Source organism: Pseudomonas morbosilactucae (genome assembly GCF_023241665.1).
GTDB lineage: Bacteria > Pseudomonadota > Gammaproteobacteria > Pseudomonadales > Pseudomonadaceae > Aquipseudomonas > Aquipseudomonas morbosilactucae.
Genome location: NZ_JALQCX010000106.1, coordinates 1 through 951 on the forward strand (window position 1 = coordinate 1; position 951 = coordinate 951).

Sequence of the window (951 nt, forward strand, 5' to 3'; positions counted from 1 at the left end):
TGAGCTTTGACGGTACGAATAACGTCACCATCGCCACCACAGCCAGCCAGGCCACGGAGACAGTGGCTGGCGGCGCGGAAGGTGGCCACACAGCTCCAAACCGACACTGGGACCGACGACACCGCGTTTATCAGCGCCAAGAAGCTCCGATGGGGGTTCGCCGCCACCTTCGGAACAACCGGGGTTTGTAAGCCCTGCCGTCCTGGTTGGGCGGTTTTATCTGGCAATGGGGGACAAACACCGTCCGGAGTATCGGCAGCGGGCTTAGCCAGGTGGTCACCATCACATTGCCCACGACGTTCCCGAATGCCGCCTACAACGCCCAGGTGACCGCGCTTATGGCATCCGGCGCGGTGTCGGGCTCTTGCACCCCGTACATCCAGGCAATGACCAACTCAACGCTGGCCATCGGCCTGGATGGCTACGACTCATCAGGCATCGACTACCCCACCCACTGGTTCATCCTCGGACGTTAAACACGCCATGAAATACGCCTATTGCCCCGAGAGCCAAGGGCTCTACCGGTCAGACCTCAACCTGACATTCCCCCGTGATGCGATTGAAATCACCTACGGCAAGTACCTGGAACTCGTCGGCCAAGAAGTTGCGCTGAATGACGAAGGTGTGCCCGTGGTATCGCGCCGTGGCGTTTCCCTGGACGTGCTCTACAGCAGCAAAACCCAGTCGATCAACTACGCCTGCGAAACCGAAACCACCGCCGGGTTCTGGTCCGAAGCCCTGGGCACAGCTCACCAGTACGGCAGTCAACTGGATGACCAATTGAACCTGACCGGCGTCATTTTGGCCGGGCTGACAGCCTCTATGCCTGCCGTGACACGGAAGGCGTGAAGGACTTTCGACCGCACACCGCCGCGCAGCTGCGCCAGGTGGGGGACGACTTCACACTGTACAAGCTGCAGTTGCTGCAGAAGCCAACGGGCTCAAACAGAA

Annotated in this window: 2 protein-coding genes; both read left to right on the forward strand. The window is 60.3% G+C overall.

Annotated elements, in window-relative coordinates:
• Positions 1–206: 206 nt before the first annotated feature.
• Complete coding sequence (locus M1B35_RS31800; RefSeq protein WP_425273467.1) at positions 207–476, forward strand: gp53-like domain-containing protein; 270 nt, start codon at positions 207–209, stop codon at positions 474–476.
• 7 nt (positions 477–483) lie between these two features.
• Positions 484–849 (forward strand): hypothetical protein, encoded by a 366-nt coding sequence (locus M1B35_RS31805; protein WP_268264067.1) that lies wholly within the window; start codon positions 484–486, stop codon positions 847–849.
• The last annotated feature ends 102 nt before the right edge of the window (positions 850–951 follow it).

Coding starts and splice junctions, on each gene's coding strand:
- M1B35_RS31805 (WP_268264067.1), top strand. CDS start 484: ATGAAATACGCCTATTGCCCCGAGAGCCAAGGGCTCTACCGGTCAGAC.